6 protein-coding genes and 1 tRNA gene are annotated in these 5127 nt (G+C 71.6%); 4 read left to right on the top strand and 3 right to left on the bottom strand.

Features of this window, described 5'->3' with window-relative positions:
* Nucleotides 1-315: 315 nt before the first annotated feature.
* The gene (gene aroQ / locus FV222_RS16680) at nt 316-771 is read right to left on the bottom strand and encodes a type II 3-dehydroquinate dehydratase (protein WP_147753590.1); all 456 of its coding nucleotides are present in this window, start codon (nt 769-771) and stop codon (nt 316-318) included.
* Nucleotides 772-989: 218 nt separating this feature from the next.
* Here aroQ and FV222_RS16675 point away from each other — a divergent pair, with 218 nt between their 5' ends.
* Both FV222_RS16675 and pcaD read left to right on the top strand, forming a co-directional pair.
* Nucleotides 990-1835, top strand: a complete 846-nt coding sequence (locus tag FV222_RS16675) for a 3-keto-5-aminohexanoate cleavage protein (RefSeq protein ID WP_147753589.1) — start codon at nt 990-992, stop codon at nt 1833-1835.
* A 2-nt stretch (nt 1836-1837) separates the two neighbouring features.
* Nucleotides 1838-2611, top strand: a complete 774-nt coding sequence (gene pcaD, locus FV222_RS16670; protein WP_147764026.1) for a 3-oxoadipate enol-lactonase — start codon at nt 1838-1840, stop codon at nt 2609-2611.
* Nucleotides 2612-2635: 24 nt separating this feature from the next.
* On the opposite strand, the gene FV222_RS16665 is transcribed toward pcaD, so the two are convergent.
* Together FV222_RS16665 and FV222_RS16660 are read right to left on the bottom strand one after the other, a co-directional pair.
* Nucleotides 2636-2854, bottom strand: a complete 219-nt coding sequence (locus FV222_RS16665) for a hypothetical protein (RefSeq protein WP_147815175.1) — start codon at nt 2852-2854, stop codon at nt 2636-2638.
* Nucleotides 2855-3140: 286 nt separating this feature from the next.
* Nucleotides 3141-3216 (bottom strand) — tRNA-Ala (locus tag FV222_RS16660).
* 340 nt (nt 3217-3556) lie between these two features.
* On the opposite strand from FV222_RS16660, the gene aroA reads away from it, so the two are divergent.
* On the top strand, nt 3557-4906 hold the full coding sequence (gene aroA / locus FV222_RS16655) for a 3-phosphoshikimate 1-carboxyvinyltransferase (protein ID WP_147764024.1): 1350 nt from the start codon (nt 3557-3559) through the stop codon (nt 4904-4906).
* A gap of 25 nt (nt 4907-4931) precedes the next feature.
* The coding region (locus FV222_RS16650) for a (d)CMP kinase (RefSeq protein WP_147815173.1) at nt 4932-5127 on the top strand (196 nt) is incomplete at its 3' end.

The raw sequence follows: 5127 nt of genomic DNA, 5'->3' as shown, positions 1-5127 counted from the left end.
GGCCCGAGATCCGGCGGGCGACGAGGTGCGGGTCGGCCGACAGGCCGCGCTCGGCGCACCACGCCTCGAGCACCGCGGTAGCGCTATGGCCGGACAGGATGCGGGCCTGGAGGGCCGCGACCAGCCCCGCCGTCGCCTCGGCGGGCGGGACCGGTTCGGCCGAGACGGGACGCATCGAACCGAACATCGCCATCGCAAGCAGGAGGAACACCCGGACCGGCGGACGCGGGCTCGCGCAACGCCATAGGCATCGGCGGCCGAACCGTCCATGCGCCGCGTGCACGCTCCTGTCGCGGTCCACCGCGCCGTCACGCATCAGCGCGCCGCCTCGGCCAGGCCGATCAGCGTCGCGACGCGGCGGAGCGCCAGCCCGTAACCCTCGGTGCCGAGCCCGGCGATGACGCCGTCGGCGCGCAGCGAGACGTAGGAATGGTGCCGGAAGGTTTCGCGCTTGTGGACGTTCGAGATGTGCACCTCGATCACCGGCCCGTCGAAGGCGTTGAGCGCGTCGAGCAACGCCACCGAGGTGTGAGTGAAGGCGGCCGGGTTGATGACGATGCCGGCGGCCTCGTCCCGCGCCGCGTGGATCCAATCGATCAGCTCGCCCTCGTGGTTCGATTGGTGGAACTGCAGCCCGAGCCCGAGCTCGTCGGCGAGCGCCCGGCAGGCGGCCTCGATGTCGGCCAGGGTCTCATGGCCGTAGATCTCCGGCTGGCGCCGGCCGAGGAGGTTCAGGTTCGGACCGTTCAGCACGGTGACGAGACGGCTCATGACATCCTCCATCGTACGCGGCTCGCGGTCGCTCGCGCTCGACTCGCGGACCGCGGCGCGGACCATCAACCCATGAACCGGTGCGACCGCCGCATCAAGCGGGCCGCGCCGGTGCGGACAGAGCGGCGGCGCTGTCTCCGCCCCGGGCTTTGCGCGCGGGCGCGGCGGTCTACATCCGTCGGCAGCGCGCGGAGACGCGGCCGACCCACGGAGGGACCATGAGCCAGATCGAGACCAGCGCGCCCGTCGTCATCGCCGTGGCGATCACCGGCTCGGTGCCGCGCAAGGCTGACAACCCGGCGCTTCCGGTGACCGTGGCCGAGCAGGTCGAGTCGACGCATCAGGCCTACGAGGCGGGGGCGACGCTGGCGCACATTCACGTGCGCAACGACGACGAGACGCCGTCCTCAGACCCCGATCGCTTCGCCGCCGTTCAGGAGGGCCTGCGCAAGCATTGCCCCGGCCTCGTGGTGCAGTTCTCCACCGGCGGGCGGGGACGCGACCCGGCGAGCCGCGGGCTCTCGCTGCAGCACCGGCCGGACATGGCCTCGCTCTCGACCGGATCGGTCAACTTCCCGACCATCGTCTACGAGAACGCAGCCACCCTGGTCACCGATCTCGCCACGCAAATGAAGCGATACGGCGTGCGGCCCGAGATCGAGATCTTCGACCTGTCGCACCTCCACGGCGCCCGGCGCCTCGTCGAGGCCGGCCTGATCGACGCGCGTCCGCACGTGCAGTTCGTGATGGGCGTTCAGAACGCGATGCCGGCCGATGAGCACCTGCTCGACATCCTGCTCGCCGAGAGCCGGCGCATCCTGCCCGGGGCGACCTGGACCGCCGCCGGCATCGGCCGAAACCAGGCGATCGTGATGGAGTGGGCGCTGGCGCGCGGCGCCGACGCGGTCCGCACCGGCCTCGAGGACAACATCCGGATCACGAAAGATCGGCTCGCCGCGAGCAACGCCGAGCTCGTCGGGCTCGCGGCCGAGGCGGTGCGCCGTCACGGCCGCCGAGTGGCGAACCCGGCCGAGGCGCGCGCCGTCCTTGGGCTCGCGGCCTGACCATGGCGCCCGCTTCCCTGCACCACACCCTCTCCGGCCCGGAGGACGCGCCGGTGGTGGCGTTCTCGAATTCGCTCGGGACCACGCTGGCCATGTGGGACGCGCTGATGCCGCGCCTCTCCGACCGCTACCGCATCCTGCGCTACGACACCCGCGGCCACGGCGGCTCGGCGACCCAGGACGCACCGGCCGAGATCGACGACCTCGCCGGCGACCTTCTCGCATTGCTCGAAACGCTCGGCATCGCCCGCATCCACGCCGTCGGCCTGTCGCTCGGCGGCATGACCATGCAGGCGCTGGCGAGCGCCGCGCCCGACCGCGTGGCGAGCCTAACCCTGATGGCGACCGCCGCCCACATGCCGAGCGAAGCGAGCTGGAACGCCCGCGCCGCGACGGTTCGGAAGGAGGGCACCGGGGCGATCGTCGAGGCGACGCTCGGCCGTTGGTTCACGCCGGGCTTTCCCGAGCGGCATCCGGACGTGGTCGAGCCGATTCGTCACGCGTTCACGGCCTGCGACGCCGTCGGATACGCGGTCTGCTGCGGCGCGATCGGCCGGATGGACCTGCGCCCGAGGCTCCCGGCGATCACCGCCCCGACGCTGGTCGTCGCAGGACGAGACGACCCGGCCACCCCGCCTGCGATGGCCGAAGAGATCTGCCAGGGCATCCGTCAGGCGGAGCTCGTGATCCTGCCACAGGCCGCCCACCTCCTCGCCGTGGAACGGCCGGACGCAGCTGGGGCCTACCTCGCACAGTTCCTGGACAGGCACGGCTGAAGCACGGGCGACGGAGGCGTCGGGTCAACGAGAGACGGGGAAGGCGCGCACCGCCACACGGGGTTCGCACGTCCGGCCCCGAAAGTGCCGATCCCGCGCCACGGCCAAGCCCAATGCGGCCGCCATGCCGGCAGCGCTTCCACCGATGGGGATCGCCAGGAGTGCGGTCAGCAAGCCGAATTTCGCCAGCAACAGCGTTGACGCACCCGCACCGAACAGCGCCGCCATCACGATCGCAACCATCACGGCCTCATACACAACCACTGATTGAGCGATGAAGGGCGTGGTAGACGATTCGGTTCCTCGGAGAGGCGGGGAAAATTCCACCGCGACCGATCAGGATGAACGCAACCCGCCGGCCGCGCGCACGCGCCGACGGTGATCCGATGCCGGAAAGCCGACGTGCACGAAGAGCCGGAATGGAACAGCCACGCGTGCGGAACCCCAGGCGAGCACGCGGTTCTCGCGAAGCAGCGAGGCACACCCCTGCCGGGTACTCATCGAAGCAAAGTGAATTGGAAGGTGAGAGTGGTGGAGCCTAACGGGATCGAACCGATGACCTCTTCCATGCCATGGAAGCGCTCTCCCAGCTGAGCTAAGGCCCCACTCTCTTCCACCGCGGCTCTGGAGGTCCGCGCTGGTGTCTCGCTGGCCCGGCGATGCCGTCCGGCGAGGGCGGTTCTATAGGCGGGCGTCGGATCGGACTCAACCCCCTTTTTGCCGAAAAATGAACTTGGGTCGTTCGTCGGCGACATTCGGTGCGCGCCTGAGCCTCACTGGACACCGGATCGAGCCGCGCCTCGGATGACGGATCGCGGCGCGCGTGATAACCGACCGCCCCATGTTCCCGCACGACGCCCCGGCGTCGCGACGGCTTTCGGCGCCCCAGCGCCTTCCGGCGATCCCCAGGCCTCGGCCCGGATGCCCTCGCGAAGTTGACCGCCCGTGTCGCACGATTCCGAGCCGACCCCGCTGACCGCCGCGCCCGGCGCGCCCCTGCGTGGGCGGCTTCGCCCGCCCGGCGACAAGTCGATCTCGCACCGGGCGATGATCCTCGGCCTGCTTTCCATCGGCGAGACGCGGGTGGAGGGCCTGCTGGAGGGCGACGACGTGCTGCGCACCGCCGCCAGCGCCCGCGCGCTCGGCGCCTCAATGGAGCGCCTCGGCGAGGGGCGCTGGGTCGTCCGTGGCGTCGGCGTCGGCGGCCTGTCCGATCCGGCCGAGACCCTCGATTTCGGCAATGCCGGCACCGGCTCGCGCCTGATGATGGGCGTGGTCGGCGGCCAGCCGGTCACCGCGACCTTCGACGGCGACGGCTCCCTGCGCAGCCGGCCGATGCGCCGCATCCTCGATCCGCTCCGGCTCATGGGCACACAGGTGCTGGCCGAGGCGGAGGGCGGCCGCGTGCCGCTGACGTTGCGCGGCCCGCGCGAGGCGATCCCGATCAGCTACGAGACGCCGGCGGCCTCGGCGCAGATCAAGTCCGCGGTGCTGCTCGCCGGCCTCAACGCCCCTGGAGCCACCACCGTCATCGAGGCCGCGGCCACCCGCGACCACACCGAGCGGATGCTGCGCCTGTTCGGCGCCGAAGTCTCCGTGGTCCCACACGGGTCCGACGGCCACGGCCGCGCGATCACGCTGACCGGCCAGCCGACGCTGCGCGGCACCGACGTGGTGGTGCCGGCCGACCCGTCCTCGGCTGCCTTCCCGCTGGTGGCCGCGCTGATCGTGCCGGGCTCGGAGGTCACGATCGAGGGCGTGATGATGAACCCGTTGCGCACCGGGCTGATCACGACGCTCATCGAGATGGGCGCCGACATCGAGCGCCTGCGCGAGCGCGAGGAGGGCGGCGAGACCGTCGCCGACCTGCGCGTCCGCGCAAGCCGTCTCAAGGGCGTCGACGTGCCGGCCGAGCGGGCGCCGGCGATGATCGACGAGTACCCAGTGCTCGCGGTCGCCGCGGCGTTCGCCGAGGGCACAACGCGGATGCACGGACTGCATGAGTTGCGGGTAAAGGAATCGGACAGGCTCGCCGCGGTGGCCGCCGGCCTCAAGGCCAACGGCGTCGCCCACCTGATCCAGGGCGACGACCTGATCGTCCACGGCGACGGCACCGCGCCAGCGGGCGGCGGTACGGTCGCGACCCATCTCGACCATCGCATCGCCATGGCATTTCTGGTGATGGGGCTGGCCACCGCCAAGCCGGTCACCGTCGACGACGGCGCGATGATCGCCACGAGCTTCCCGAGCTTCCTGCCGACGATGCAGGCGCTCGGCGCCGGGATCGGGGCGTAACCCGGTGCCCGAGAACCCGAATGCCATGGTCATCGCCATCGACGGCCCGGCCGCCTCCGGCAAGGGCACGCTCGCCCAGCGCCTCGCACGGCACTACGGCCTGCCCCACCTCGACACCGGCCTGCTCTATCGCGGCGTCGCGCTGACGCTGCTCGACGCCGGCGCCTCCCTCGACGACGAAGCCGCGGCGGCCCGGGCCGCCGAGAGCCTGATCGCCGACC

This window comes from Methylobacterium sp. WL103, assembly GCF_008039885.1.
Classification (GTDB): domain Bacteria; phylum Pseudomonadota; class Alphaproteobacteria; order Rhizobiales; family Beijerinckiaceae; genus Methylobacterium; species Methylobacterium cerastii.
The sequence above is the reverse complement of the archived record's forward strand: the minus strand, read 5'-3'. Positions and strand labels throughout refer to the sequence as shown.